This is a genomic window from Alteromonas naphthalenivorans (genome assembly GCF_000213655.1).
GTDB classification, from domain to species: domain Bacteria; phylum Pseudomonadota; class Gammaproteobacteria; order Enterobacterales; family Alteromonadaceae; genus Alteromonas; species Alteromonas naphthalenivorans.
This window is the reverse complement of record NC_015554.1, coordinates 3,098,524-3,123,353: the sequence shown is the minus strand read 5'-3', so window position 1 is coordinate 3,123,353 and position 24,830 is coordinate 3,098,524. Positions and strand designations below refer to the sequence as shown.

Sequence of the window (24,830 nt, the reverse complement as noted above, 5' to 3'; positions counted from 1 at the left end):
TTCGAGCCAAAATGAAATTGTGAGTATGGAATGTGGATTGCATACATCATTTTAGGTTGAGGATTATCAGTACAAGGACATTAAATTATGAGTCAAGTAAAGAAAGCCGTTATTCCAGTTGCGGGTCTAGGTACCCGAATGCTTCCTGCTACAAAAGCAATTCCTAAGGAAATGCTTCCAGTGGTAGATAAGCCACTTATTCAATATGTTGTGAAAGAATGTGTCGCAGCAGGGATAAAAGAAATTATATTGGTAACCCACGCTAGTAAGAACAGTATTGAAAACCATTTCGATACGTCTTTTGAGCTTGAAGCCACATTGGAAAAGCGTGTTAAGCGTCAGATACTTGAAGAAGTACAGTCAATTTGTCCGAAAGATGTCACCATCATGCATATACGCCAAGGTGTAGCGAATGGTCTCGGTCACGCTGTATTGTGTGCCCGTCCTATCATTGGTGATGCACCTTTTGCGGTAGTATTACCCGATGTGATTATTGACGATGCAGCAAGTGATCCGAAAAAAGATAACCTTGCAGACATGGTTGCTAAGTTTAATACCACCCGTGTTAGCCAAGTTATGGTCGAGCAAGTTCCTCAAGAAGATGTAACTAAATTTGGTATTGCTGACCTTGATGGCGCCGCAATTGAGCCCGGTGAGTCTGCGAAAATCCACAAAATGGTAGAAAAACCTGCGCTTGATGAAGCACCGTCTGATTTAGCTGTCGTGGGTCGTTACGTGCTATCTGAGAAGATTTGGGACTTACTAGAGTTCACTCCTCCTGGTGCCGGCGATGAAATTCAACTTACAGATGCTATCGATGCATTAATGAAGGTTGAACAGGTTGACGCTTACTACATGAAAGGTAAGAGCCATGATTGTGGTAGTAAACTAGGTTACATGAAAGCTAACGTAGAGTACGCGCTTAGACACCCAGCGTTAGGCCAAGAATTTAAAGAGTATATTGCTAGTCTTAGCATCTAGGGTTACAGTATCTAGGATCACAGTATCTAAAATTACAGCTATTTAAAAGCGCGCTCATGGCGCGCTTTTTTGTGCGTGTCTTCCAAACTGAGTAACACCAATTGTGTTTTTTAGTCTTTTACTACAACATAACCCTGTAACTTAGATAGCATCTTTTCACCAATGCCCTTTACTTCAGTTATTTGGGCAACTTCTAAAAACGGTCCAACATCTTGACGGTAAGCGATAATCGCTTTTGCCTTAGAAATACCTACGCCGGGTAATGTTTGAAGCTCTTCAATACTCGCGATATTAAGGTCGATTTTTGTCGCGATACCAACACTTACCATCGATGATGAAGCATCATTATCTAATGGGGCAGCCGATATGCCTGGTGTGTAAATAAATAGCGCAGATAAAACCAGTAAGCTTGTTAATTGTCTTTTCATTGTCATTCCTTGTTTGGGTGTACACCATTTGTACAGCGTTGATGTTACCTACAGAGACAAATATGAAAAGACCAGTTTTGGGACAGTTTTGTCAGACGGCCATCACTAGCTTAAGGCGTTTTTTCTTTTTTGTGTGAGGGAGGAGAAAAGAGAAGAATGTATGCAGTAAGAGACAGATACAAAAAAGCGGGCTTGAAGCCCGCTTTATCAATGAGGTCTATTTAGCCTTAAAGGCGGTCAATTAACGCTTGAGTAAATTCATTTGTACCGGCTTCACCACCAAGGTCGCGAGTAGTGCGGTCGCCAGTTTCAATAACATCTTTTAATGCGCTACGAATCTTTTCTGCTTTATCACCCATGTTCAAGTATTCAAGCATTTGAGCCGCTGCAAGAATAACTGATGTTGGGTTAGCCAAGTTCTTACCTGCAATATCAGGAGCAGAACCGTGAACAGCTTCGAAAATAGCACAGTCTTCACCAATGTTAGCACCAGGAGCCATACCAAGGCCGCCAACAAGTCCTGCACACAGGTCAGAAAGGATATCACCGAATAAGTTAGTCGTAACAATTACGTCGAACTGATGTGGGTTCATTACCAACTGCATACAGGTATTATCTACAATCATTTCTGTAGATTCGATATCTGGGTAACGTTCGCCCACTTCACGAGCTACTTTTAGAAATAAACCCGAAGTAGACTTCAAGATATTAGCTTTGTGAACGGCAGTAACTTTCTTACGGCCTTCACGACGCGCTAATTCGTATGCGAAGGTTACAATTTTTTCAGCGCCGTCACGGGTGATTTTACTCATCGCTTCAGCTTCGTTACCGTCTTCTGAAACCACTTGTCCAAGACCCGAATACATACCTTGAGTGTTTTCACGCACGGTAATGATATCAATATCTTCGTAACGCGCTTTAGTGCCTTTGAACGAGATCACTGGGCGTAAGTTTGCGTAAAGTTTAAATTGTTTACGTAAGCTAACGTTAATTGATGTGAAACCTTCGCCAACTGGTGTAGTTAGTGGGCCTTTAAGTGCCACTTTATTTTTAGCAATAAGGTCTAGTGTTGCTTGTGGTAGAAGTTCACCATGCTCTTCAAGGGCAACTAAGCCTGCATCTGCGTAGTCATAGGCAAAATCACAGCCAACTTTATCTAAAATTTTAGTGGTTGCATCAATAATGTCTGGGCCAATGCCGTCACCGCGAATGACTGTAATGTGTTGCTGAGTCATGTGGAAGGATCCTCTGATAATTCTATTGTCAAAATCGTTAGGTTTACTACATTTTAGCTTAGCGAGCGAAACGCGCCAAAGAAGACCGCCTCATCTTGTTATTGTTATGAAAATTAGGGGGAGCTCATTGAAGCGGCGCTAAGCGGCGTATTTTATACGATAGCGGGGCTAAGTTATAGCCATTCGTAAAGATTAATTTTACTAGTGCAAATTAAGTGGGCAAAACAGATATTCGCCGAGTCCTTCCATCACGCGGCAAACGTCTTCACTTTTCAAGTCTATGGTTCTTCGCAGTGTATCGAAGGTGTTGTCAGTGGCGGTATCTCGCACCTTCAACGGGAATAAGTATTCTCTGGCAAGACCGAAAGACAGTTGTAAAATGGCATGTTCCTTTTTCAAAGAAGCGGCCACCTCTGCGTGGCGCCGACCAGACTGGTGAATCACTGCTCGCCATGTCGCACTTTGGTGCCAATTTCCTGCAAGTTCACCTGAAATAATATGCCATGAAGAAACGCCTTTAACCTTGAAAGCGTTATCTATCTGAAAGTAGTCTTTGTGATTAACGGGTAGTTGAGTCGCTACTTTTAATCCTGGCAGCGTGAATAAAGGCGCACACAAAAATGTGGTCACTAGAGCGGCAGATTGAGGGGTAAATTTGGTTTTTGTTATTGATGCTAACTGCGCTGCAATACCACACGCCAAAGAGGTAAATTGTTTGCTGATGGCAAGCAATGGATATTGATGTTGGGTTAAGCGTTCTATTAAGGCATGTTGTACCAGCATATCGCCCACTCTTTCCAAACCATAGGTTAATATTGCTTGTTTAAGGCTTGTAACCGGGAGTTTAAGGCGATTGTCTAGGCTAGCAGTGGAAAGCAAGAACTGCTGGAAGCTGGGTACCTTCTCTACCTTTTGACATAAATTAGGTACATCCACATCAGCTTTTTGCAATTCATCAATAATCTCTATCAGGGCTAAGGGGGGGCGCTGAATAGGGAAGGTTGTGGGTAAAAAAGGCTGCTCTCCTTTCACGCTTCGGGCGTTCTCACAAGCTAGATATTGATCTGAGAAATCTTCAAAGCTCAGATACAGCTCTTTAGGGGCTAAAAGGGTATTACGCTTAACCCATAGTATTTTCTCGTCCTCATTCCTACTTGGTGAATGAACAAGCGCATGCTGTTTTTGTATATCTATCACAATAGCGGGGTGCGCTTTTACGTATACCCTAGCTCCAGGTGAAGGTATTGAAATGAGTGATGCAATAGGATGCAAGAAAGTTCGCTGCATGGTGGGTACACGCTGAGCGATAAACGCCAGAAGACTCGACCTCGAGTGACTGTCAGTACAATAAGAAAACACACTGGTTATTAGGCTTATGCGTTGCAGTGAGGTTAATTTTGCTTCGCCAATATGTTTTATGGATTGTGAGCTGAAAAGCACTTTTTGTAACGCGATAATCTGTCGCCACATGGTGAGGTTATGGTCGTTAATGAACGTAAGTAACGCTTTTTTTTGACTAATTATCTGGCCTTTTGAGGTATTAGCCACATTAGAAGAAGCTAGATTAGAAGCGACTAAATAATACGTAGCCAAGTGGGCCGCAATAATATGCTGTAAAAAGTGGTCGTTATAGTTATTGAGTTTGCCAAACAGTGCTAGGTTCAACATATGCCGGGTGAGAGTATCAATGTCACTCGTACACTTTTGAAGTGCTAAAGGAATGGCGGGGTGGGTTTGAGTAAATGAAAGTGTAAGCTTAGCTCGCTGAAGACAGGTATTAACAGTGTCTTGAGGCGATGAAGTCAGTGCAGGTAGCGAAAGCAGAGCGTCAGAAAGCTCAGAAGCATCATTGAGCTCCATTTGGCTAGCTTTGCTGGTAACTTGAATACGCCCCGTCGCCCCACGCAATTAATTTCTCATTTTCAAACAATAATGGCGTGCATTCGTCTTGCGTGGTTAAACCATCTGCACGAACGTGCTGTGTACGGTAAAACATCACTTGAATAGCATTTTCATTTTGTCGTTTGGCTTCGGTAATATCAGGCGAACCAAGCAAGGCCAGCACTTCCTCTCGGGTGCTACCCAGCTTTAATTTGGTAATTTGCACGCGGTTATATTCTTCGCGATCTTTCCAGTCCATATTTTCAGGTTTATCGGGATAAACTGAAATCACTAGAAATACAAAAGCTGCATACAATGCTATGCCAGCAAAAATGAGTCGAATTACCTTGGAGTTCATAACCCTAACTTTTCGTTTTTCTGCGCTAAAATAAACAATTTACAACATGTATATAGGTTACAAACTGTAATTTCGCAGTTCCTTTATTTGAATAACTACTTAAGTCTACAGTGTACCGTAAAAAGTTCATCGACGGTAAGTGTTAAACGTAAGGAAATGCGTCTAGCTATTTCTCAATGGTATAGCACGGTGTGTATGCAGAGCCGGGAAGCTTCATTCTCTGTTGAGAAACAAAAGATTCTAATAGTGTATCAACCCGCTCCATCAACGTTGCATCACCTGTCAGCCTAAATGGCCCATGCTGTTTAATGTGCTGAATCCCTTCTGCCTTAACGTTACCAGCCACAATACCTGAGAATGCTTGCCTTAGCGCTATCGCTAGCGAAGCATTATCCTGATCATGATGTAACGCTAAATCTGACATGGTTTGATGCGTAGGAATAAATGGACGCTGAAAGTCTTCTTCTATCTTTAGTGACCAATTAAAGCTGTAGGCATCGCCCATTGCTTCTCGGTACTTTTTAACTCTCCCAAGCCCTGTGCGCATAACCCGAGCAACTTCTTCAGGATCGTCAACAATGATCTGGTATTTGCTCTGTGCTTCTTTCCCTATCGTCGTACCGATGAATTCATCAATGGCTTCAAAGTAAGTCTCAGAACCCGCTGGACCGGTAAGGATGACAGGGAAGGGCTGCTGGGCATTTCGTTCATTCATTAATATGCCAAGCAGATAAAGTAACTCCTCAGCGGTGCCAACGCCGCCGGGGAAAATCACAATGCCGTGGGCTAGGCGAACAAAGGCCTCAAGGCGCTTTTCAATATCTGGCATGATGACGAGTTCATTAACAATCGCATTGGGTGGCTCTGCTGCGATAATGCTAGGTTCAGAGATACCAATGTAACGGCCTTCCTTATATCGTTGTTTAGCATGCCCAATGGTAGCCCCTTTCATGGGCCCTTTCATTGCACCTGGGCCACAGCCTGTACAAATATTCATTTCTCTGAGCCCTAACTGGTAGCCCACTTCTTTTGTATATTTATACTCAGTTAGATTAATAGAATGCCCGCCCCAGCACACCACCGTATTAAGGCTATCGTTTCCTTCAAGTGCCTGTGCATGGCGCAACATGTCAAACACCATGTCGGTAATGCTCACACTATCGGCTGGCGCACTTTTGTGGGTAAACGCATACTTATTACCCATATAAAGCAGATCGCGAAGCACGGCAAAGATGTGCTCATGTACACCAGTAACTAAAGTGTCATCCACAAAAGCAACTTCTGGTGGATTTACCAATTCAATTTTAACGCCGCGTTCTCTACGTACCAGCTTGATATCGAAATTTTCGTAAGGCGCAAAAAGCACTTCGTAATCATCTTCATCGACACCACTATTTAGTACTGCTAAGCAACAGTTTCTGAACATGCCATACAGTGCACTATTTGTTGTATCTTGTAATTGAGCCACTTCAATTTGCGACAACTGACTCATCCAACCAACAGGATTTAACTGCACTTTCTTCATACTTATTCGTCTCTGTCAGTAATAACGCGGTTGCGACCGCTATTTTTAGCTTGGTAGAGCAAGTTATCAGCACGTTCAAAAACAGCGTCTGGGGTGTCACCTTTATTGAAAAATGAAGCACCAAATGATGCCGTTATAGTGACTTTTTCTTGCTTAAACTTAAACGGTAAAGAGGCCAGTTTCGTTCTCATGGTTTCAAGTAAACTGATGACTTTTTGTTTATTCATACCGGGTAGAAGTAAAACAAATTCTTCACCGCCCCAGCGCGCCATAAAGGTGTTCTCTGTTAATTGTTGTTTAAGGTTCTTTCCTACCACTTGTAGTGTTTTATCGCCGGCAGCATGACCGAAACGGTCGTTGATTGACTTAAAGTGGTCTATATCGATGACGGCCACCGCTAAATCATCACCGTTATCTTGCCAAGACTGAACTGCTTTCGATAACTTTTCATTGTAAGCTTGGCGATTAGGTAAGCGGGTAAGCGGGTCGGTTTGGCTCAGCATCATTTGCTCAGCCAGTTTCTTTTTATAGGTTAGGGTTTGTTTTTGCAGCTGCTCAATTCTGCTTTGCATTGAGCCAAGTAACCCCATTAACGATGCTTGACCTTGTGAGTCTAATTGCGCTTGTTCATTCAATGTGCTGGCAATATTTTGAACACAGAATTGTGTGTGTTCTTTTAGAGACTCCAAAGAGTCGCTGTGTGATACCGCCTCTTCAATACTTTCAATATGCGACTGAAGCTGCGCATTACCGACTTGTCGTTGCTCAAACTGAGTCCGGCTATTTTCCATGCTTAGCTGAATGTCTCCTCCCATTTTGCCTATGGAGTTATGCAAGCTTTGAATAACCTTGCCAGTTAGGCTGGCCTCAGCCATGGCGTCTTGTACTATCATTCGAAGGATAACAACACAGCTTTTAAGCAATTGGTCTTCCGACATACCTTCCGTCAGTTTTTTCTGTATATCAACTAATTGACTGTCGTCAGGTTGGCGCTGGGCATAGCTGGCAATAAGTTGGTTTAGTTCCTCTAAAATAGACTTATAAAGCGGGTTCACCGTATTGTCTTTATTGCTTTCTTTACTATTTTCCAGTGCAGGTGCTTCACCCTTATTCTTTCCAGCTTCAAGCTCACTGGCTGCACTACTCGCCAATGCCGCATGATGCAACTCAATAGCCTGCTGGAATAGCTTGTAAATACTAAAAATATCCCCTACCGGCTGGTTCAGAGTTATCAATTGCTGTGTGGCTCGTTTTTGAAGCACTTCATCTTCAAACACTACTTTTTGAAGACGCTTAGTTGCACTTTCCAGCAAAGCCACAGTTTCAATACTGTATTTTTTTAATGTCAGTTCTTGATGTTGAAGCGCGCTATTAAGCTTGTTGATGCTTACCGTAGCAAGAGTAAAGTTTGGCGTGCCGGACAAATGCCCTCTCAATATTTGTAGTTCGCTATCAACTTTGTCGGAAAACCCTTCATAAAAGGCAGACAAGCGAACGATAAATTGTGAAAGTAGCGTATTGTGTTGCTTATAAGTTTGAAGCTGTTTGGCGTCCATAATTGTTGTTTACTCAACCTTAGGTGAAGTCATCCTGCACATTTAATGATTCTATTAAATCTGTGCGCTAAATTATTGGCGAGCTTGCCTTTTATTTGCGTAGGGCGTTTCAAAATTAGAGCGGAAAGGGTTTATGTCGAGCCCTCCACGTCTTGTGTAACGCGCGCATACTGTCAACTTCTCAGGTTGGCAGTGTTGCATAATGTCACAGTAAATTCGCTCTACACACTGTTCATGAAATTCATTGTGCTGCCTGAAGCTAATCAAATATTTTAGTAAGCCTTCGTGATCTATGCTTCTCCCTTCATAACGAATTTGCACACTGGCCCAGTCAGGCTGACTGGTAATAAGGCAATTCGATTTAAGTAAGTGGGAAACCAAACTTTCAGCCTTTTTCTCGTCCGTTACTTTTAACAGCGATGTGTCAGGCTCGTAAGTTTCAACTGAGATATCAAGTTCATCAAGCAGTACACCTTCAAATTCTTTAAAAGTTAATGTATTGAATTGATTGGGAAGCGTTAAGCTGACCATCACGGGCTCACCCGCACATTTTGATAGGTCGGATGCCAGTGTGGCTCGCACATCTTCAGGGCTTTCAAAAGCGGTTTGATTAAAGCTATTTAAATATAACTTGAATGACTTCGACTCTATGAGATTTGCAGAAGTAATAGGTACATTACATTCAAGCAAGGCTACGTGAGGCTTTCCTTTTTTGTTGAGCCAAGACAATTCATACCCAGTCCATGTATCAATACCTGTAAAGGGCAGGGCTTCAGCGTTCAACGATAACGTATCTCGGCTTAAGCTACGGGGTACGCCCTGAAGTAGGTTAGGGTTGTAATGAAATTCATATTCAACCTGCTTCCCCAATGAAAGATCCTTGGGCGCTGAAATAGAAATTTTATCGTTTACCTTCGAAGTCATATTTACCTATATATTCTAACCGTTTTAGATGTGCCGTCTTACTTGAACTTGGCACCTTATACCTATAGTGTACCTCAAAAATATTGGTGTAACCCCATAATGGCCTTAACAATTAGTAATGAATTAACCCAACTTATCGGTGCTTTCACTTCCCATCATGAGCGCAGTGGCAGTCTGCTGACTATACCTTATGATAGTCAATGGCCCTCACCTTGCTACTTAAAGCAGGGTGATGAGGGTGAATTGGTACCGTGGGAGCCCAAGCGCCAAAGTGACAGTCAGCAGTCTGCGCTAAGTTTTAAGAATGTTGAAGAGGCATTAGACATTAAGCTCAACGCTGATTTTTGTCAGTTCTTTACCCAATTTTTCAGTAACAATTTACCAGTAGCTGCAGAGCATGGGGCTTGTGAGTTATTGCAAGTTTGGAATGAAGAAGACTTTGAGCGGCTTCAACAAAATTTAATTGGACACCTATTAATGAAAAAGAGACTGAAACAAGCGCCAACACTCTTTTTTGCATTAACCGATGAAGATGATTTTGTTTTGAGTGTGTTAAATAGCACTGGAGAAGTGGTGTTAGAACAAGTTGGAAGGCCACCACAAAAAGTCATTTCGCCAAGCCTGCCGGCATTCATAGCCACACTACGAGCTGAATGAGTTTTTTGTGTCATGCCGTGCTGAAAAAAGACACGGCATGTAGTCGTTACCAATGAAGGTGGCGTTTAAAGCTAGTGACGTCAGGGACTTTATTAAGTGTTTAGGCTTACTCAATAGATGCTTCTAGCCGCTTTTGTAGCATCGCCATTTGCTGTTCAAGCAACGCCACCCGTTTTGAAAGCGACGCAATGGTTTCTACTTCCTTCCCGTTAATAGATGCAGGATCTGATGCGCCATTCGCAGCATTAAAATGTTTGATAGCTTCAATAGCCTCTGTTACCGATGCTTTAAAAGGCGCTTTTGCTCTAAGTAGTGCCACAGAAGGCGATGTCCCTTTTTGCACCATTTGCTGACATACAATCATTAATTTCTGCAGATTATTATTTTGCAGTGACATTTCATTCGCCAATAAATTACAAGACGTCCAGCTTATCCACTTAAGCTTGATTTCGCTAGGGTTTTTAACCAATAAATTGTGTCAAACTGACCACTAATTAATATAATAAACCACGTGTTATGAATTTAATAATCACTAAATTTAACTAAAGCTATTAAAATCAGAAGCTTAAACAATTGGTCTCATTCTTGATTACCTAATTGCATATAACAAAACTACAAACGATAAAAATCAGAGGAAATCACATGAAATCGATTATCTTACCACTCGCATTAGCATCATCATTCTTACTTACTGGTTGCGTGGTATCTGTAGGTGGGGGGAGTGATAGCCATTATGGTACTGATGTAGAAGACCGAGAATACAATAACCGCAAACATATCTCGAACCTTGAAACAGGAATGAGCTATGAAAGCGTATTAAGAAAAATGGGGGTGGCTGATTTCAACGAGCTTTATGAAAAGCAAGACGGTACCTATCGCGTATTGTTTTATCGTACTCAAAGAACCATGGGTGATGGCATAACAACGAAAGATGAATGTACGCCAATAGTATTTAAAGATAGTGGCCTAGTAGGGTGGGGTGATAGCGCTTACCACCTAATGAATTAAGAGTAACATTAATTTAACATCTTGGTGTTTTTGCCGTAAAGTGACCATTAATTGGTCACTTTTTGCATTCTGTGACTATTAATTTATAGATTATTGAGGGCTGCACCTATGACAAATGACACACTAACCGACGGCCAAGCGATGAATGCACAAGGGGTCAATGAAGCATTAGAGCCACTTGTGTCATCCCTTGAAGCTATCAAAGCCATTTACCTTGGTGTAGATGATTTGAAGGTTGCTGCTTCTATATTATTTAATGCGTACGTAGATGATCCACTTTTTAGCGACATATTTCAGGCTGAAAAAGAAGGTTATGAGAGTCGGTTGCGCTCTGCTATCAGAGAAGAGTTAAACGCTTTTTGGGTGGCAGAGCAACCTATTGTAGGGCTGTTCGATGGCGAGCGACTACTCGCGGTCGCATGCCTTACCGCGCCAGACGCTGCATTTGGTTCTGGGCGTTACTGGCATTGGCGTTTGCGTATGCTACTTACCGCTGGCCTTTTCGGCACAAAGCAAATGCTAGAAAAAGAAGAAAAAGTTCGCGCACTAGTCCCTGCGGTTAACTTTCATATGCTAAGTTTTATTGCCGTTCACCCTGATTATCAACACCATGGACTAGGTCATACACTATTAGGTGCTATTGACAGCGTAGTGGAAGAAGATGCTAAAAGTGAAGGGGTAGCAGTGTTTGTTACAGTAGCTAAACACAAGCCCTTTTTTAACGACGATAACTATGATGTGGTGGGAGAGCTAAGCCTATCTCACGTAAAAGGCGATGTAATGTTTAGGCGAAAGCCTGCAAAAATTGTCATAAAAAATGCGTAAACTGGGTGAGGACTTTACGTTGTTTAATAAATAAGGTGGTATGCAAATGCTAAGTGCGCAAGGAAGTTGCCTGTGCGGGGCTATTACCGTAATGGCGGAGAATATTAACCCTAAATTCACTGTTTGCCATTGTGATTCTTGCAGACAGTGGGGCGGTTCGGCGCTGTTTGCATTACAATGCGGTACGCAGGTCAAATTCGAAGACACGACCTCTAGTGGTAATAACGTTAGCATTCACCGGTCGTCAGATTGGGCTTCTCGCGGTTTTTGTGGCAACTGTGGTACTCATCTATTTTACAAGCTCAATGAGACCGGTGAGTACAATATTCCTGTCGATATATTTCAAGCACTAGATGGGTTAGAAATGGATATGCAGTACTTCAGCGATCAACGCCCGCACTACTATTGCTTTTCTAATAAAACAAAAGAAATGACCAAGGCTGAAATTCTGGCGTATTTCGCTCAACAGTCTTGAGTTACCAACAGGCAAAGCATGCACCGCTATTAACACGGGAAAGAAGCTATCCGACGTATCAACATTTAATGCGCGGGATCTCTTCCCATCGGGTAGTGGCTCTTTTCGTTAAGAAGTCTCTTTTCATGGCAAAATTTTGTTGAAAGCCCCTAGCCCCAAAATGCATCGTGTTTCTGCCATATCTAGCGTTTGTACTGTCAAGCACTGCCATTAATGCCGAGTTGTCCGTACTGGGTGTAAATAAATCGTCTTGGCGATATTTTTCGTCGCAAATGTCCAACAGACCCACACCCACTTTGTAGTAACGCACGCCTGGAATAAACAGTTTATTGAGCGCATCAGACGCTGCGTGAATAATATGTCGAGTATCATTGGTAGGAACAGCAAAGCTGGAAAGCGCCGACTGCTTAACATATCTGCTATCGTCATGAGGCGAATTTGCCGCAAAGAAGGTGGCGCTGTGAGCGAGTGAGTGTTGAGCGCGTAGTTTTTTAGTGGCTATTTCAGCGTGGGTGGCTAACGCTGCTCTCAATTCATCTTGTGTGGTAACTCTCTTTCCAAAACTACGGGTGCTGTAAATTTCTTTTTTAGCGGGTCTTATCTCATCCCACGTCATTCTTAGTTCACCCTGAAGTTCTCTCACTGTATTTTCTAGCACAATAGAAAAATACTTACGCATTTTAGCGGGGGATTGTTGTGACAGTGTATAGGCATTATTAATACCCATGGCCATCAATCGTTTTTCCAAGCGCCCACCAATACCCCATACATCTGCTACTGCCATGCGGGGTAATAATGCCTGCTTTTCTTGCTGCGTATTAATAACCGCTGAACCTCGAAAGCCGTCCAGCTTTTTTGCAGCGTGATTAGCTGCTTTAGCAAGGGTTGGAGTGGGGCCAAATCCAACGCCCACGGGAAGCTTTACCTCACGCCAAATAGTTTTTCTTATCTCATAGCCTAGGGCCAGCCATTCACTATCATGTAGGCGTGGCGAAAAGCGCATGAAAGCTTCATCAATACTGTATTCGTGCAATTCATCACAGAATTGAGACATGACAGAAAACATTTTTGAAGACACATCGGCATAAAGCTCATAGTTAGACGAGCAAACAACAACCCCTGCTTTTTTTGCTTCCTCTTTCACCTGAAAATAGGGAACGAACTTTTTAAATCCTAATCTTTTGGCAATAGGGCAGGCTGCGACCACGCAGCCATCGTTATTGCTCAACACCATAACGGGTTTGTTTCGCAGATTAGGGTTGTAGATTTTCTCGACCGATGCATACATAGAAGTGACATCTACTAGCGCAAACACTACTCACCTCCTAGTCGACGGGAGAGTTTTTTGTGAAGCCTAATGGAGCGCGTTACCACCCCTTCTATTGAAAATTCATCGCCTTCTTTTAAAAAGTAAGGTTTGTACAAGGGTGATGAAGAACGCAAGCAGCCGTGGCGTTTGTCTACACGCTTACAGACGAACTCACCGTTTAAGGTCGCCACAATAATGCACATGTCAGAAATATCTTCAGCTCTTGAGACAATCAGCAGGTCGCCGTCATGAATGCCATCGTCCATCATCGACTTGCCTTGTGCGTAGCCAATGAAGGTAGCAGCAGGTTTATCAATAAGCAGAGAATCTAGACTCAAGCCTAGTTCGGTATATTCTGCAGCAGGCGACTCGAAGCCTACGATGCCCGCTTGTGCAGTGATAGGAATAAATTTAAGCATACACTTCAAAAATACTGTTTATTTGTACAGTATTTTAGTGGGTTCATACTCATCAATCAATCTCAGTACAGAAAATACTCGTCTTAATGGCGACTGTAATGACCGGCAAAATTCGCAATTGGTCATAATGACGACAAGCTTTGTACGACATTTCCTACAAAAGTGTAGGAAATGTGGGTTTTTTTTCGTGGTTTATATCTAGACTAAAGTCTAACGTTGTTGATTTTTATAGGTTTTTCATTTTCAGATCATATTAACTCCTTATTTTCTCCTTAATTTATTGTAATTCTGCCTAGCGGGAATTCTTGGTAGGGATATTATTAATGGCGTCACAGGGAAACACGATGAGTCAGGATGATTTTAAGGACAACCTTGGACAACTTAAGGAAGAGAATCCCTTAACAGGAGTGAGGGGAGATGGAATAGCAGGAAGCATCACAGGGATGATAAGCGCACCGGACGTGCTGAAATGGAATTGCCAAAGAGACAAGCAAGGAAAGCGCAAGCGATAAGGAATCGCAACAGGAAGTAGAAAGGATTTGGCGAAGGATCGTCATAAAAAGGAAAGATATAGGATATATCGTAAAGGAAAGCTTGGAAGGCTTAAGCAAGGATAGTTTGCGCAGGATGCGCAAGAGCAAGGCAGCTCAGGAACGAACGGACCGCTTAAGGATTGAGCTAGTTGCACAGGATGTGTAATGTAGAAAGGATGAAAGGATAGGAACACTAGCTTTTGCTGGCAAGGAACAGCCTTAGGATGAGGCCCCCACGTGCAGGATAGATGGGATGCTTAGGATAAATGGAAAGGGATTTACGCAAGGATGGGTAACTCGCACGGGAACACGCGAGAGAAGATGGAAAGGGGCGTATATGGATTTTAATCGGGAAGATTTTAGTCGCAAAGGAACGCAGAGAGGGAAACTCAAAATTCCAGGAAAAGGGGTAGCAGAGAGGCTACCCCTTTTTTTTGCGTAATTTTTGGCGTTGCCACTAAAACGCTCACGTTTAAAGACGCCCATTCCGCTCGGCATAGTCATCTCGTTCATACCTAATACTATAGCGGGCTAACGAATCCGAAGAACTTAATTAACTCTGTGAGGTGGTAAGGTAGTTCTTATAATATGTTTGCCTACTAACTCCACTTCTCCGCTGTATCTGTCTTCACCATTACCGGAAAATTCAAACACAAAGATATTATGCCAATCAGGCTTGCTGTAGTTGAAGGTAATGCGGGTTTTGGCTCTGGCAATACTGAGCAGTTGCAGTTGATTGTTTTTACAGTACTGGCGCAGGTAACTATCAGTAAATTCGGAAATACTTCGTATGCGCCAAAACTGAAAGGCGACAAAGCCTAAGCCCAACCATAAGGTTAATTCAAGAAGTGTCATTCATTACCCCTTAGTTTGTGAAAACAGCGTGCCAATTGCGCTGGCCAGTAAGTCACTGCGTTCTGGGGTTCTTAGTATGCCTAGTACTAATTCACGTAACTGGGGTACTTGAACAAGATCAGAGAAGAAGCCGCGGAATACGTCGCCATTATAGTTTTCTTGGTTATCGACCTCGGCAACCGCTTCAAAAAATAGCAGCAGTAATTTCTCGTCCATTTGCTGAAAATGGCGGGCAGCAATAACACTTAATATATCTAATCGGTTCAATTTCTTAGCTTCAAAGTGAGACACTAATTGCGTATATATAGTGTCGTTTTTGGTCTCACAAGACAAACCCCGTAGCGCGGCTAAACTTATTTCATCACCGTCTAACACTGAAAGCATGCATTGGTTAAGCCGCTCAGATACGTTCGCAACTTCGGCCATTTCCATAAAAGCCCGTTGAAATGGTTCGGCAAAAAGTGAAAAGTTACGCAGCACACTGTCTTGCACTTCTTGAGCGTTTTCCATTGAGTCTAATCTAATGACCACATCCGCAATTGCCTGTAAGGGAATGGTTTGCCAGTCAGCCACCTGCGGCGCTTTCACGTAGGCGATAACATACTGTGCGCTGACGCTAATCGGCTGATTCAGCTTCGCGCGAACCAGTGCATTAAATTGCGCAAGTAATGACTGCGCGGGCACAAATGAATAAGGATTATCTGGCAATGTGTTAGCCGCTTCAGAATCATCAGAAATTGATTGGCCTAGTGCATCGACAATAATTTGCAGAAAATGGTTTCTTGAAGCCGCTACCACTAATCCCTGCTCGTCTAGAGGGAGTTTGATAAACCAAATATAGTGCTGATTTGAGCTATTTTTATTCCAAAAAACAATGCCGAACCACGCATGTTGCTGGCGAGGGAAGGGCGCAACAGTTGAGCCATTCTCAATATCCAAAAACGCCTGATTGTCTAAAGCGGTAAGTCTTCGACCCATATCAAAAACAATATATTCTGTACCTGCATGCAATAAAAATTCGCTGATAGAGTTAATACTGTTTGCGTTCATTTCAGGCGTTCTCACTTCATAAAACTGATTTTAGGGCGCAAAGTTTAGCATATTTTAGTTGCCGACAGGCAAAGGCATTGTTCTTTTAAAGGTGCGAGCGGAATGAGTGCTGCCTCTGGTATACTGCCGTCCAGATCTATACGGCAAACCTTAAACCATGTAATGACTATGAAGTTAATAGAAGAATTCGAGTATCATTTAAATACGCTAGAAACAGCGATGCGCCAAACTAAAACGTGGCCGAACAAATCACCTAGCAAGGCGCAATTAGCCAGTACTGCCCCTTTTGCTATTGATACCCTGTCTTTTTTCGAATGGCTGGCGTATGTTTTTGTGCCTAAATGTCATTACTTAATAGCGATGGGTCAGCTACCAGGGAAGATGGCAATTTCCCCTGCAGCGCATATGTATGCACCAGACTGTCCCGAATCTATCCTAGTTCAGTTGCTTGCACTTGATAAACTTACCGAACGCAATAAGAAGTAATTTATGCCTGAAGAATTTCCATTTACCCAATGTGAAACCCCAAGTGAAAAGGCTGGCAGCAATAGTGTGCAGCCATACCCGCCGCTTAATATTTTATATCAAGATGAGCATATCGTGGCCATTGATAAACCGCCGGGTTTATTAGTGCACAGAAGTCCTATCGACAGGCATGAAACTCGCTTCGCCGTGCAGACATTAAGGGATCAGCTCAACAAGCACGTATTTCCCGCTCACCGACTAGATAGGCCCACATCCGGTGTACTATTGTTTAGTTTTGACAGTAAAACAGCGGCGCTGCTTGGCCAGCAGTTGATGAATAAGCAGGTGCAAAAGCAGTATCACGCTATTGTTCGTGGTTATGTTAAACATTCAGGGCTCATCGATTATGCGCTCAAATATCGTTACGATAAAATTGCCGATAAACATAAGCGCCCGCAGCAGGCACCTCAGCAAGCCACAACGGTATACGAAAGTTTAGCGAACTATGAATTACCTTTCGCCGTAGGTAAATATGAAACCGCCCGCTATTCATTAGTAAAACTTTTGCCCTCGACAGGACGCAAACATCAATTGCGTCGTCATATGGTACATATTAGGCACCCTATTTTGGGAGATACCACCCACGGAGACGGAAAACAGAACAAATTTTTGCAAACACACTTTAGTTTTCAGAATTTGGCCTTAAGTTGTACGCAGATGGGTTTTTATCACCCGATAACCGGAAAGTGGCTATCGGTGTTTGTTAGAATGCATTCAGAAATGCAACGAGTGTTAGATGCGTGGCAAGAATATCAGGTTTAAGGTTTGGGCTAGAAAGTGTGATGCTTAAACGGGAAACCCACACGATTTGAAAAGATAATGAGGAAGTAATGGCGACATTAAAAATTTTTGCAGGTACCGTGTATGGCAATGCGCAACATGTAGCAGAGCAAGTTGAAGAAAATCTTGCAGAGCAAGGTGTAGATTGCGAGCTTGAGAGCGATCCTTCAGTAAGCGACTTTACCGATGCCGACGCTATCTTATTGATTACTTCTACGACTGGCCAAGGCGATGTTCCACCAAACTTAGAATTTGTCTTCTCTGATTTGAAAGACGAGTTTCCATTGCTAAACGACAAGCCTTTTGCTGTTGCTGCGTTAGGTGATAGTAGTTACGGGGAAAGTTTTTGTGGAGCCGGTCGTCAATTCAATGAATTGTTATTAGAGCTGCAAGGTAAAGCAGTAGCCGACATGCTAGAAGTGGATGCCCTTGAGACCCTTGAACCTGAAACCATGGTTATTGAGTGGGTTAACGGTATTAAAGCTCAGTTAGGCGTGTAACGGGGTTCGACAATTATCTCAAAAAATAGAAAAGGGCGCTAGGCGCCCTTTTTTAATGCAAAACGTTTAATACGTGAATACAGACTTATTCAACACCACGTAGTAGGGCATTAATACCTACTTTAGCACGGGTTTTAGCGTCTACTTTCTTCACGATAATGGCAGCGTATAGGCTGTATTTACCGTCTGGGCTTGGCATGTTACCAGAAACCACTACTGAGCCAGCAGGAACGCGGCCATAATGTACTTCGCCGGTTTCACGGTCATATATACGGGTGCTTTGGCTAATGTAAACGCCCATTGAAATAACTGCGCCTTCTTCAACAATAACACCTTCAACAATTTCAGAACGTGCGCCAATAAAGCAGTTATCTTCAATGATAGTAGGGTTCGCTTGAAGTGGCTCTAAAACACCACCAATGCCTACGCCGCCAGATAAGTGAACGTTCTTACCGATTTGTGCACAAGAACCAACCGTTGCCCATGTATCTACCATGGTGCCTTCATCAACAAATGCACCAATGTTTACGTACGAAGGCATAACAACCGCATTTTTACCAACGAAGGTACCCGTGCGGACTGCAGCAGGAGGCACAATACGCGCGCCATCATTAGCAAATTGTTCAGCAGTATAGTTGCTGTATTTCAAAGGCACTTTGTCGTAGTAACGGCTTTCAGCGCCTTCAATAACGTCGTTGTTGTGGAGGCGGAAGAAAAGCAAAACGGCTTTCTTTAACCACTGATGAACAACCCATTCGCCCGCGATTTTTTCAGCTACACGCGCTTTACCGCTATTAAGCAAAGCAATAGCATCGGCAACGGCTTGTTTCACTTCTGCTGGTGCAGAAGATGGGCTAATGTTGTCGCGGTTTTCGAAGGCGTCTTCAATAATGGCTTTCAATTCATTCATGGTATCGTGATATCTTCAAGTTGATCGAGTTTAAACAAGATACGCTTTTTCAAGCTCACTTGTTGTTCTTGGGTTAATGCTTTGCCAGCATCATTACTGACAATAAATATATCTTCTGCGCGCTCGCCGATAGTAGCAATTTTTGCCAGCTTCAAGGTGACATTAGTATCAACAAAAGCATGGCCAATTTTAGCTAAAATGCCGGGCGCGTCTAGTGCTTCTAACTCAACGAGTGTCGCTTCATCGCTCACACCGAAAAAGCGTACTTTAGTAGGCACGTCTAGCTGTTTCATTTGTCGAGGTAGTTTACGCTTATTTTCGTGTGAACGGCCTGGTTTTTCAAGCTGGGTGCTAATCGCTTTTTCTAGCGATTGAATTCGGGACTCAGATGTTAGCCTGGAACCATCATTTTCAAGCACCAACATACTGTCAAACACATAGCCATCGCGGGTTACGGTAACATGGGCGTCGTGAATAGAGCAATTACGACTGTCTAAAACGGAAGCTACTTGTGCAAATAAGGCTTTTCTATCTTTACCGAAAAGAAAAATTTCCGTGCCGCCTTTTGCACTGTTGTCATTGGCTTTAACGAGAAGCTGGTCGCTATCTGGTGTTAGCCAATCATCCTGAGCCTTAACGATTTCTTCGGTATGCCATGCAATTTGGGTGGGCTTGAATCGTACAAAATAGTCATCATCTAACCGCGCCCATAATCCATCAATGGATTCAGAGCTAACCCTGCGTTCGTGCAGAATTTGTTGCGCTTGATATTTGTGAGTAGTCACTCGCTCACTTAATGTTACTTGGCACTGTAACCCGTTATCTAATGCTTTTTGCGTCATTAAATAAAGTTCTCTAAGCAGAGATGCTTTCCAATCATTCCACAAATTATCGTTGGTTGCCCGAATGTCTGCAAGGGTAAGGGTATAAAGTAAATTTAAGTGGTTGTGGCTTCTTACCGCGCCAGCAAATTCACTGATAACGTCTGGATCGTAAATGTCTCTGCGCTGCGCCACTACCGACATTAGCAGGTGGTTTTCCACTAGCCAGCTTATCATGGCCGCGTCGTTCGCCGGTACATCATGCTGTTCACAGAACTTAGCAACATCAATGGCGCCTAGCGTTGAGTGGTCGCCGTTACGACCTTTAGCGATATCGTGAAATATAGCAGCAATATACAATACTTCTGGCTTGTCTAGATTGCGACAGATACGGCCACAGCGTGGAAAATCTTTGTTCTCTTTCGAGAAAAAATAATTCACGTGCTTCACTAAGCGGTGCGTATGTTCATCCACTGTGTAGGCGTGAAACAAATCAAATTGCATCATCCCTACAATGGCATCCCACTCAGGTAAGTAAGCTTGTAAAATGCCGTACTGATGCATAATGTCCCAACCAAAATTAAAAAAGTCGGGTTGTTTTAGCAAGACCATGAGCTTTTCACGGCAAGCGGGGCGCTCAACAAAGTAAGCATTCTCAAATGTACGATGTGCGTTTCTTATTTGGCGAATACAAGTGGTGCTTAAACCTTGAACTTCAGGGGTATTAGTGACCACATTTAAAAAGTCTAAAATGGCTTCTGGCGAAGAAAAAGCATTCTCATGGCGAGGCGAAATCATATTATCGAGTAATTCGAAATCTTCGTTAATAATCGCGGTACGCTGAACACTCTGATTAAGCATGTCATACTTGAACCGTTGCAAAAGCATTTGGTTCAATTCAGAAACTCGGGCAACGGTGCGGAAGAAGTCACGCATCATCTTTTCAACTGAACTTTTTCCTTCTTCTCCATACCCCAGCATGGCGGCAACATCAGGTTGGTAATCAAAAAGAAGGCGGTTTTCACTTCGCCCTGCAACCAAATGTAAGGCACAACGCATTTTCCACAAATGCATTCTACAGGTGATTAATTCGCTGTGTTCTTGCTCGGTAAAGTAGCCGTGCCCCACTAGGTTCCAGCCGTCATATTCTTTAAAGTGTTTTTTTGCCACCCAACCAATAGACTGGATATCCCTTAAACAGCCTGGGTTTTCTTTGATGTTAGGCTCTAGGTTGTACGCTGTACCGTTAAATTTAGCGTGACGTCGCTTTTGTTCATCGTACTTGGCCGAGAAAAACGCTTTACTCGACCAAGAATTTCGCCCGTTTACTTCATCCCACAGCTTTTCAAAAATAGATTCGCTGCCGCAAAGCAATCGACTTTCTACGAGGTTAGTGGCAATGGAAATGTCGTCTTTGGCAAGGCTGACGGTTTCTTTGATGGTACGTACTGACTGACCCACATCAAGCTTAATATCCCAAAGCAGAGTAATAAAACGACTGACTTTTTCTTGGGTGTCGGGCTTAAGGGTTCGTTTGCTCACTATCAGCAAATCAATGTCGGAATAAGGTTGAAGGTGCCCGCGTCCATAGCCACCTACGGCACATAATGCTAATTCACTTTCATTGTCTAAACCGTAGAGGTGCCACAAATGGCACAAAAGGGCATCAACGAATTGTGCACGCCCAGTCACAAGTTGGTTAACAGGAATGCTATCGAATGACGCTTTTATCCATGCATAGCTATCTTCTACACACGACTTGATGGCAACTAAGTCGTCAACCGACGTTATTTGATCAATATTTTTTATTAGGGATTGCAGCGTCAAATTACACCTTCTATGCGTACAGCTTTTTGAACACACTGAACCTTACCATGAAATGAAACGAAATCGCAGTGCCGATTAGTTGCATACCCAAGGCAATATTGTGAATAAATATACGAAAATGTTATAGGTATGCTGCAAGCATAAGATGAAATATGACAGCGCTATTTTCAAGGCGGGCAATAGGACTGATAGCAATAGGGCTGATAGCAATAGGACTGATAGCAATAGGACTGAAAGTAACAGTCAATGCGATAGCTCAGAGGAATAGCGTGGTAACTAGTGTGCTGTCGTTCCTGCTAAAAACCTGTGATGTACATTCGTAACCAACAACGAAAGAAAGGAAAAAAGCATGAAGGCGTAGTAGAAGTATAAAAACATATAGCAACCAAAAAAGTTAAGCTGCTATATGTTTATATAGGCGATTCAAACACTAAATAAAGAGTGCTTATCGAAACTGACCATTATTTGTCAGTGTGCAAAACGTTAACTGTGTGAAATCACTCGCGGAAGGTCTTCTTCGTCACGCAATGTTAATACTTCCACACCGTCTTCGGTAACCAGTAAGGTATGCTCCCATTGTGCACTTAAACTTCTGTCTTTGGTTACTACCGTCCACTGGTCAGGAAGAATTTTTGAGTAACGCTTACCTGCATTCACCATAGGTTCAATGGTGAAGCACATGCCCGCCTCAAGCACATCGCCAGTGCCAGGCTTACCGTAATGCACGATTTGTGGCTCTTCGTGGAAACTCGCGCCAATACCATGACCACAGTACTCGCGCACGATTGAATAGTTATGCGCTTCTGCGTGGGTTTGGCAGATATGACCAATATCGCCCAATGTCATACCCGGTTTTACTTCTTTAATCGCTTTATATAAGCATTCTTGTGTAACTCGGCTTAAACGCTCTGCCATAATCGTTGGCTTTCCAACGGTAAACATCTTAGAAGTATCACCGTGGTAACCATCTTTAATAACAGTGACATCGATATTAATAACGTCACCATCTTTCAATTTTTTGTCCGAGGGGATGCCATGGCAGATGCAATGGTTTACAGACGTACAAATTGATTTAGGGAAAGGCGGGTGACCATAGTTTAATGGCGCAGGAATAGCTTGCTGCTCATTAACAATGTAATCATGACAAATTGTATTTAACTCATCTGTCGTTACACCCTTTTTTACATAGGGTCCAATCATAGTGAGTACATCGGCTGCTAGTTTTCCAGCCACGCGCATTTTTTCGATTTCTTCAGAGGTCTTAATAATTGCTGACACAGCGTCTCTCTATTCGTTTATTTAGGCCGTTACGCTACCGCTTGTAAAATAGGGCAGAGGTTAACGCACAGAATATATCTATATAGGTATATTTTAGCCATTAGGATTGAATGTGTATAGGGGCAGTCTTAAAGAATGCAAGTAATGGCAAAACTGGCAGTAAAACTTGAGTGGGTATGCGTAATATGGTATAAAGCGCGCGCCCTGACGGAATGCCCTTAAAAGCGTTTGGTCAAAAGGGTAAATTAAATTTAATTAAAACACACATATACCAACACTGCGTATCGGGGTGTTCTACTTATTTACTTAGGTGGGATCGATACAATGGGTATATGGAGGCCTAACCCCGAGAGGAAATTAAAATGGCAAATGTTTCAATGCGTGACATGCTGAAAGCCGGTGTGCATTTCGGTCACCAAACTCGTTACTGGAACCCTAAGATGAAACCATACATCTTTGGCGCACGTAACAAAGTTCATATCATCAACCTTGAAAAAACAGTTCCACTTTTCAACAACGCTCTTAACTACCTATCAAGCGTAGCATCTAAGAAAGGGAAAATCCTTTTCGTAGGTACTAAGCGCGCTGCTGGCGATGCGGTAAAAGATGCAGCTGTTAAATGTGACCAGTTTTACGTTAACAAGCGTTGGTTAGGTGGTATGTTGACTAACTGGAAAACAGTTCGTCAATCAATCAAGCGTTTGAAAGAACTTGAGCAGAAAAGCCAAGACGGTACTTTCGAAAAGCTGACCAAAAAAGAAGCCCTAATGCTTCAGCGTGAAATGGAAAAGCTTGAAAACAGCCTTGGCGGTATCAAAGATATGGGCGGCTTGCCAGACGCTATCTTTGTTGTCGATGCAGACCACGAGCACATTGCTATCACAGAAGCACGTAACCTGGGTATTCCAGTTGTTGGTGTTGTGGATACTAACTCTAACCCAGATGGTGTTGATTACATCATTCCTGGTAACGACGATGCAATCCGCGCAGTTCAACTTTACTTGGATGCCGCTGCTAACGCTGTGATTTCTGGTCGCGAAAGCAACCTTGAAGCACAAGCTGAGCAAGACGACTTCGTAGAAGCAGCAGAGTAATTCTGTTCGCTTTACTGTCATATCAAAAGCATATGATAGTGCAACAATACGAAACGTATTGAGAGGGGCGATAACGCCCCTTTTACCTAACCGAATTTATATTTATTGCTGAGGAATTGAAAAATGGCAGTGACTGCAGCACTAGTTAAAGAACTGCGCGAGCGTACAGGCGCAGGTATGCTGGATTGTAAGAAAGCCCTGGTTGAAACGGATGGTGACATTGAGCTAGCCATTGAAAACATGCGTAAATCAGGCCAAGCGAAAGCAGCTAAAAAAGCAGGCCGTATCGCAGCTGAAGGTGTAATCCTTACTAAAGTTCAAGACGGTCGCGCGACTATGCTTGAAATTAACTGTGAAACAGATTTCGTAGCACGTGACGAAGGTTTCCTTAAGTTTGGTAACGAGTTGCTAGAAATAGCAGCCGCGAACAACATCAACGATATCGACACGTTGAATGCGTCTGAACTTAACGGTGCTAAAGTAAGCGACGTTCGTGACACATTAGTGGCGAAAATCGGTGAAAACATCTCTCCTCGTCGCGTTATTAACGTTGAAGGCGATACACTAGGTGCATACGTGCACGGCGGTCGTATCGGCGTAATCTCAATTCTTACTGGTGGCAGCGAAGAGTTGGCTAAAGACATTGCAATGCACGTTGCAGCGGCTAGCCCTCAGTTCGTTAAGCCTGAAAATGTTCCAGCTGAAGTTGTTGAGAAAGAGAAAGAAATCCAAATCGGTATTGCAATGCAGTCTGGTAAGCCAGCTGATATCGCAGAGAAGATGGTTGCAGGCCGCATGAAGAAGTTTACTGGTGAAGTAAGCTTAACTGGTCAGCCTTTCGTTAAAGATCCTTCAATCAGCGTTGCTGAGTTGCTTAAAAACAACTCTGCTGATGTTGTTAACTTCGTACGTTTCGAAGTTGGTGAAGGTATCGAGAAGAAAACCGAAGACTTTGCAGCAGAAGTTGCAGCACAAATGGAAGCGGCCAAGAAATAATTGGGCGTTTATCTTTTGCATTGTGTTAATGTCAGATAAACTACAAGGCACCTCTTCGGAGGTGCTTTTTTATAGCTACT

Annotated in this window: 26 protein-coding genes; 11 read left to right on the top strand and 15 right to left on the bottom strand. The window is 43.0% G+C overall.

The window, feature by feature from the left end:
* Positions 1-87: 87 nt before the first annotated feature.
* Positions 88-981: a UTP--glucose-1-phosphate uridylyltransferase GalU gene (gene galU, locus AMBT_RS13620; protein ID WP_013785214.1), complete on the top strand. Its 894-nt coding sequence runs from the start codon at positions 88-90 to the stop codon at positions 979-981.
* Positions 982-1,091: 110 nt separating this feature from the next.
* Here galU and AMBT_RS13615 read toward each other — a convergent pair whose 3' ends face one another.
* The 7 genes from AMBT_RS13615 to queF all read right to left on the bottom strand — a co-directional run bounded on the left by AMBT_RS13615 (position 1,092) and on the right by queF (position 8,888).
* Positions 1,092-1,409, bottom strand: a complete 318-nt coding sequence (locus tag AMBT_RS13615) for a ComEA family DNA-binding protein (protein ID WP_013785213.1) — start codon at positions 1,407-1,409, stop codon at positions 1,092-1,094.
* A 227-nt stretch (positions 1,410-1,636) separates the two neighbouring features.
* Positions 1,637-2,644, bottom strand: a complete 1,008-nt coding sequence (locus AMBT_RS13610; protein WP_013785212.1) for an isocitrate dehydrogenase — start codon at positions 2,642-2,644, stop codon at positions 1,637-1,639.
* Between the two features lie 201 nt (positions 2,645-2,845).
* Positions 2,846-4,552: a histidine kinase gene (locus AMBT_RS13605; RefSeq protein ID WP_126872033.1), complete on the bottom strand. Its 1,707-nt coding sequence runs from the start codon at positions 4,550-4,552 to the stop codon at positions 2,846-2,848.
* Positions 4,509-4,883 carry a DUF3192 domain-containing protein gene (locus tag AMBT_RS13600; RefSeq protein ID WP_013785210.1) on the bottom strand — a complete coding sequence of 125 codons (375 nt, stop codon included), beginning with the start codon at positions 4,881-4,883 and terminating at the stop codon, positions 4,509-4,511. Before AMBT_RS13600 ends, AMBT_RS13605 begins: the two co-directional genes overlap by 44 nt.
* A gap of 166 nt (positions 4,884-5,049) precedes the next feature.
* Positions 5,050-6,408, bottom strand: coding sequence for a nucleotide 5'-monophosphate nucleosidase PpnN (gene ppnN / locus AMBT_RS13595; RefSeq protein WP_041452576.1), 1,359 nt, complete (start codon positions 6,406-6,408; stop codon positions 5,050-5,052).
* 2 nt (positions 6,409-6,410) lie between these two features.
* Entirely contained in the window at positions 6,411-7,964 is a 1,554-nt protein-coding gene (locus AMBT_RS13590; protein WP_013785208.1) for a GGDEF domain-containing protein, read from the bottom strand.
* Between the two features lie 72 nt (positions 7,965-8,036).
* The gene (queF, locus tag AMBT_RS13585; RefSeq protein ID WP_013785207.1) at positions 8,037-8,888 is read right to left on the bottom strand and encodes an NADPH-dependent 7-cyano-7-deazaguanine reductase QueF; all 852 of its coding nucleotides are present in this window, start codon (positions 8,886-8,888) and stop codon (positions 8,037-8,039) included.
* Positions 8,889-8,987: 99 nt separating this feature from the next.
* On the opposite strand from queF, the gene syd reads away from it, so the two are divergent.
* The gene (syd, locus tag AMBT_RS13580; RefSeq protein ID WP_013785206.1) at positions 8,988-9,545 is read left to right on the top strand and encodes a SecY-interacting protein; all 558 of its coding nucleotides are present in this window, start codon (positions 8,988-8,990) and stop codon (positions 9,543-9,545) included.
* A gap of 106 nt (positions 9,546-9,651) precedes the next feature.
* Here syd and AMBT_RS13575 read toward each other — a convergent pair whose 3' ends face one another.
* Positions 9,652-9,942 carry a hypothetical protein gene (locus AMBT_RS13575; protein ID WP_013785205.1) on the bottom strand — a complete coding sequence of 97 codons (291 nt, stop codon included), beginning with the start codon at positions 9,940-9,942 and terminating at the stop codon, positions 9,652-9,654.
* A gap of 245 nt (positions 9,943-10,187) precedes the next feature.
* On the opposite strand from AMBT_RS13575, the gene AMBT_RS13570 reads away from it, so the two are divergent.
* The 3 genes from AMBT_RS13570 (at position 10,188) to AMBT_RS13560 (ending at position 11,853) form a co-directional block, all read left to right on the top strand.
* On the top strand, positions 10,188-10,553 hold the full coding sequence (locus AMBT_RS13570; RefSeq protein ID WP_013785204.1) for a DUF3192 domain-containing protein: 366 nt from the start codon (positions 10,188-10,190) through the stop codon (positions 10,551-10,553).
* Between the two features lie 141 nt (positions 10,554-10,694).
* A complete protein-coding gene (locus AMBT_RS13565) occupies positions 10,695-11,378 on the top strand; it encodes a GNAT family N-acetyltransferase (RefSeq protein ID WP_041453007.1) in 684 nt (227 codons plus the stop codon).
* Positions 11,379-11,424: 46 nt separating this feature from the next.
* Positions 11,425-11,853 (top strand): GFA family protein, encoded by a 429-nt coding sequence (locus AMBT_RS13560; protein WP_013785202.1) that lies wholly within the window; start codon positions 11,425-11,427, stop codon positions 11,851-11,853.
* A 58-nt stretch (positions 11,854-11,911) separates the two neighbouring features.
* Here AMBT_RS13560 and AMBT_RS13555 read toward each other — a convergent pair whose 3' ends face one another.
* The gene (locus AMBT_RS13555) at positions 11,912-13,168 is read right to left on the bottom strand and encodes a Y-family DNA polymerase (RefSeq protein ID WP_013785201.1); all 1,257 of its coding nucleotides are present in this window, start codon (positions 13,166-13,168) and stop codon (positions 11,912-11,914) included.
* The gene (locus AMBT_RS13550) at positions 13,168-13,581 is read right to left on the bottom strand and encodes a LexA family protein (RefSeq protein ID WP_013785200.1); all 414 of its coding nucleotides are present in this window, start codon (positions 13,579-13,581) and stop codon (positions 13,168-13,170) included. The genes AMBT_RS13555 and AMBT_RS13550 overlap by 1 nt, the downstream gene beginning before the upstream one ends.
* 344 nt (positions 13,582-13,925) lie before the next feature.
* Here AMBT_RS13550 and AMBT_RS22605 point away from each other — a divergent pair, with 344 nt between their 5' ends.
* Positions 13,926-14,093: a hypothetical protein gene (locus tag AMBT_RS22605; RefSeq protein WP_158306774.1), complete on the top strand. Its 168-nt coding sequence runs from the start codon at positions 13,926-13,928 to the stop codon at positions 14,091-14,093.
* Positions 14,094-14,663: 570 nt separating this feature from the next.
* Here the strand turns inward: AMBT_RS22605 and AMBT_RS13535 are convergent.
* Positions 14,664-14,969: a DUF3301 domain-containing protein gene (locus AMBT_RS13535; RefSeq protein WP_013785197.1), complete on the bottom strand. Its 306-nt coding sequence runs from the start codon at positions 14,967-14,969 to the stop codon at positions 14,664-14,666.
* A 3-nt stretch (positions 14,970-14,972) separates the two neighbouring features.
* Complete coding sequence (locus AMBT_RS13530) at positions 14,973-16,019, bottom strand: DUF3549 family protein (protein WP_013785196.1); 1,047 nt, start codon at positions 16,017-16,019, stop codon at positions 14,973-14,975.
* 168 nt (positions 16,020-16,187) lie between these two features.
* Here AMBT_RS13530 and AMBT_RS21970 point away from each other — a divergent pair, with 168 nt between their 5' ends.
* From AMBT_RS21970 to AMBT_RS13515, 3 genes are all read left to right on the top strand, one after another.
* Positions 16,188-16,505: a YqcC family protein gene (locus AMBT_RS21970; protein ID WP_158306773.1), complete on the top strand. Its 318-nt coding sequence runs from the start codon at positions 16,188-16,190 to the stop codon at positions 16,503-16,505.
* Between the two features lie 3 nt (positions 16,506-16,508).
* Positions 16,509-17,306, top strand: a complete 798-nt coding sequence (gene truC / locus AMBT_RS13520; RefSeq protein WP_013785194.1) for a tRNA pseudouridine(65) synthase TruC — start codon at positions 16,509-16,511, stop codon at positions 17,304-17,306.
* Positions 17,307-17,374: 68 nt separating this feature from the next.
* Complete coding sequence (locus AMBT_RS13515; RefSeq protein ID WP_013785193.1) at positions 17,375-17,824, top strand: flavodoxin; 450 nt, start codon at positions 17,375-17,377, stop codon at positions 17,822-17,824.
* An 85-nt stretch (positions 17,825-17,909) separates the two neighbouring features.
* Here the strand turns inward: AMBT_RS13515 and dapD are convergent, their stop codons facing one another.
* The 3 genes from dapD to map all read right to left on the bottom strand — a co-directional run bounded on the left by dapD (position 17,910) and on the right by map (position 22,660).
* Positions 17,910-18,734: a 2,3,4,5-tetrahydropyridine-2,6-dicarboxylate N-succinyltransferase gene (gene dapD / locus AMBT_RS13510; RefSeq protein ID WP_013785192.1), complete on the bottom strand. Its 825-nt coding sequence runs from the start codon at positions 18,732-18,734 to the stop codon at positions 17,910-17,912.
* Entirely contained in the window at positions 18,731-21,382 is a 2,652-nt protein-coding gene (gene glnD / locus AMBT_RS13505) for a [protein-PII] uridylyltransferase (protein WP_013785191.1), read from the bottom strand. The genes dapD and glnD overlap by 4 nt, the downstream gene beginning before the upstream one ends.
* Positions 21,383-21,865: 483 nt before the next feature.
* Complete coding sequence (map, locus tag AMBT_RS13500; RefSeq protein WP_013785190.1) at positions 21,866-22,660, bottom strand: type I methionyl aminopeptidase; 795 nt, start codon at positions 22,658-22,660, stop codon at positions 21,866-21,868.
* A 362-nt stretch (positions 22,661-23,022) separates the two neighbouring features.
* Here map and rpsB point away from each other — a divergent pair, with 362 nt between their 5' ends.
* Positions 23,023-23,754 carry a 30S ribosomal protein S2 gene (rpsB, locus tag AMBT_RS13495; RefSeq protein WP_013785189.1) on the top strand — a complete coding sequence of 244 codons (732 nt, stop codon included), beginning with the start codon at positions 23,023-23,025 and terminating at the stop codon, positions 23,752-23,754.
* A 123-nt stretch (positions 23,755-23,877) separates the two neighbouring features.
* Positions 23,878-24,750: a translation elongation factor Ts gene (gene tsf / locus AMBT_RS13490; RefSeq protein WP_013785188.1), complete on the top strand. Its 873-nt coding sequence runs from the start codon at positions 23,878-23,880 to the stop codon at positions 24,748-24,750.
* Positions 24,751-24,830: the final 80 nt, after the last annotated feature.

Coding starts and splice junctions, on each gene's coding strand:
- AMBT_RS13615 (WP_013785213.1), bottom strand. CDS start 1,409: ATGAAAAGACAATTAACAAGCTTACTGGTTTTATCTGCGCTATTTATT.
- queF (WP_013785207.1), bottom strand. CDS start 8,888: ATGACTTCGAAGGTAAACGATAAAATTTCTATTTCAGCGCCCAAGGAT.
- rpsB (WP_013785189.1), top strand. CDS start 23,023: ATGGCAAATGTTTCAATGCGTGACATGCTGAAAGCCGGTGTGCATTTC.
- AMBT_RS13565 (WP_041453007.1), top strand. CDS start 10,695: ATGAATGCACAAGGGGTCAATGAAGCATTAGAGCCACTTGTGTCATCC.
- AMBT_RS22605 (WP_158306774.1), top strand. CDS start 13,926: ATGAGTCAGGATGATTTTAAGGACAACCTTGGACAACTTAAGGAAGAG.
- AMBT_RS13570 (WP_013785204.1), top strand. CDS start 10,188: ATGAAATCGATTATCTTACCACTCGCATTAGCATCATCATTCTTACTT.
- AMBT_RS13530 (WP_013785196.1), bottom strand. CDS start 16,019: ATGAACGCAAACAGTATTAACTCTATCAGCGAATTTTTATTGCATGCA.
- tsf (WP_013785188.1), top strand. CDS start 23,878: ATGGCAGTGACTGCAGCACTAGTTAAAGAACTGCGCGAGCGTACAGGC.
- AMBT_RS13590 (WP_013785208.1), bottom strand. CDS start 7,964: ATGGACGCCAAACAGCTTCAAACTTATAAGCAACACAATACGCTACTT.
- dapD (WP_013785192.1), bottom strand. CDS start 18,734: ATGAATGAATTGAAAGCCATTATTGAAGACGCCTTCGAAAACCGCGAC.
- AMBT_RS13610 (WP_013785212.1), bottom strand. CDS start 2,644: ATGACTCAGCAACACATTACAGTCATTCGCGGTGACGGCATTGGCCCA.
- AMBT_RS13515 (WP_013785193.1), top strand. CDS start 17,375: ATGGCGACATTAAAAATTTTTGCAGGTACCGTGTATGGCAATGCGCAA.
- AMBT_RS13600 (WP_013785210.1), bottom strand. CDS start 4,883: ATGAACTCCAAGGTAATTCGACTCATTTTTGCTGGCATAGCATTGTAT.
- ppnN (WP_041452576.1), bottom strand. CDS start 6,408: ATGAAGAAAGTGCAGTTAAATCCTGTTGGTTGGATGAGTCAGTTGTCG.
- AMBT_RS13560 (WP_013785202.1), top strand. CDS start 11,425: ATGCTAAGTGCGCAAGGAAGTTGCCTGTGCGGGGCTATTACCGTAATG.
- AMBT_RS13535 (WP_013785197.1), bottom strand. CDS start 14,969: ATGACACTTCTTGAATTAACCTTATGGTTGGGCTTAGGCTTTGTCGCC.
- galU (WP_013785214.1), top strand. CDS start 88: ATGAGTCAAGTAAAGAAAGCCGTTATTCCAGTTGCGGGTCTAGGTACC.
- AMBT_RS13575 (WP_013785205.1), bottom strand. CDS start 9,942: ATGTCACTGCAAAATAATAATCTGCAGAAATTAATGATTGTATGTCAG.
- syd (WP_013785206.1), top strand. CDS start 8,988: ATGGCCTTAACAATTAGTAATGAATTAACCCAACTTATCGGTGCTTTC.
- AMBT_RS13550 (WP_013785200.1), bottom strand. CDS start 13,581: ATGCTTAAATTTATTCCTATCACTGCACAAGCGGGCATCGTAGGCTTC.
- truC (WP_013785194.1), top strand. CDS start 16,509: ATGCCTGAAGAATTTCCATTTACCCAATGTGAAACCCCAAGTGAAAAG.
- AMBT_RS21970 (WP_158306773.1), top strand. CDS start 16,188: ATGAAGTTAATAGAAGAATTCGAGTATCATTTAAATACGCTAGAAACA.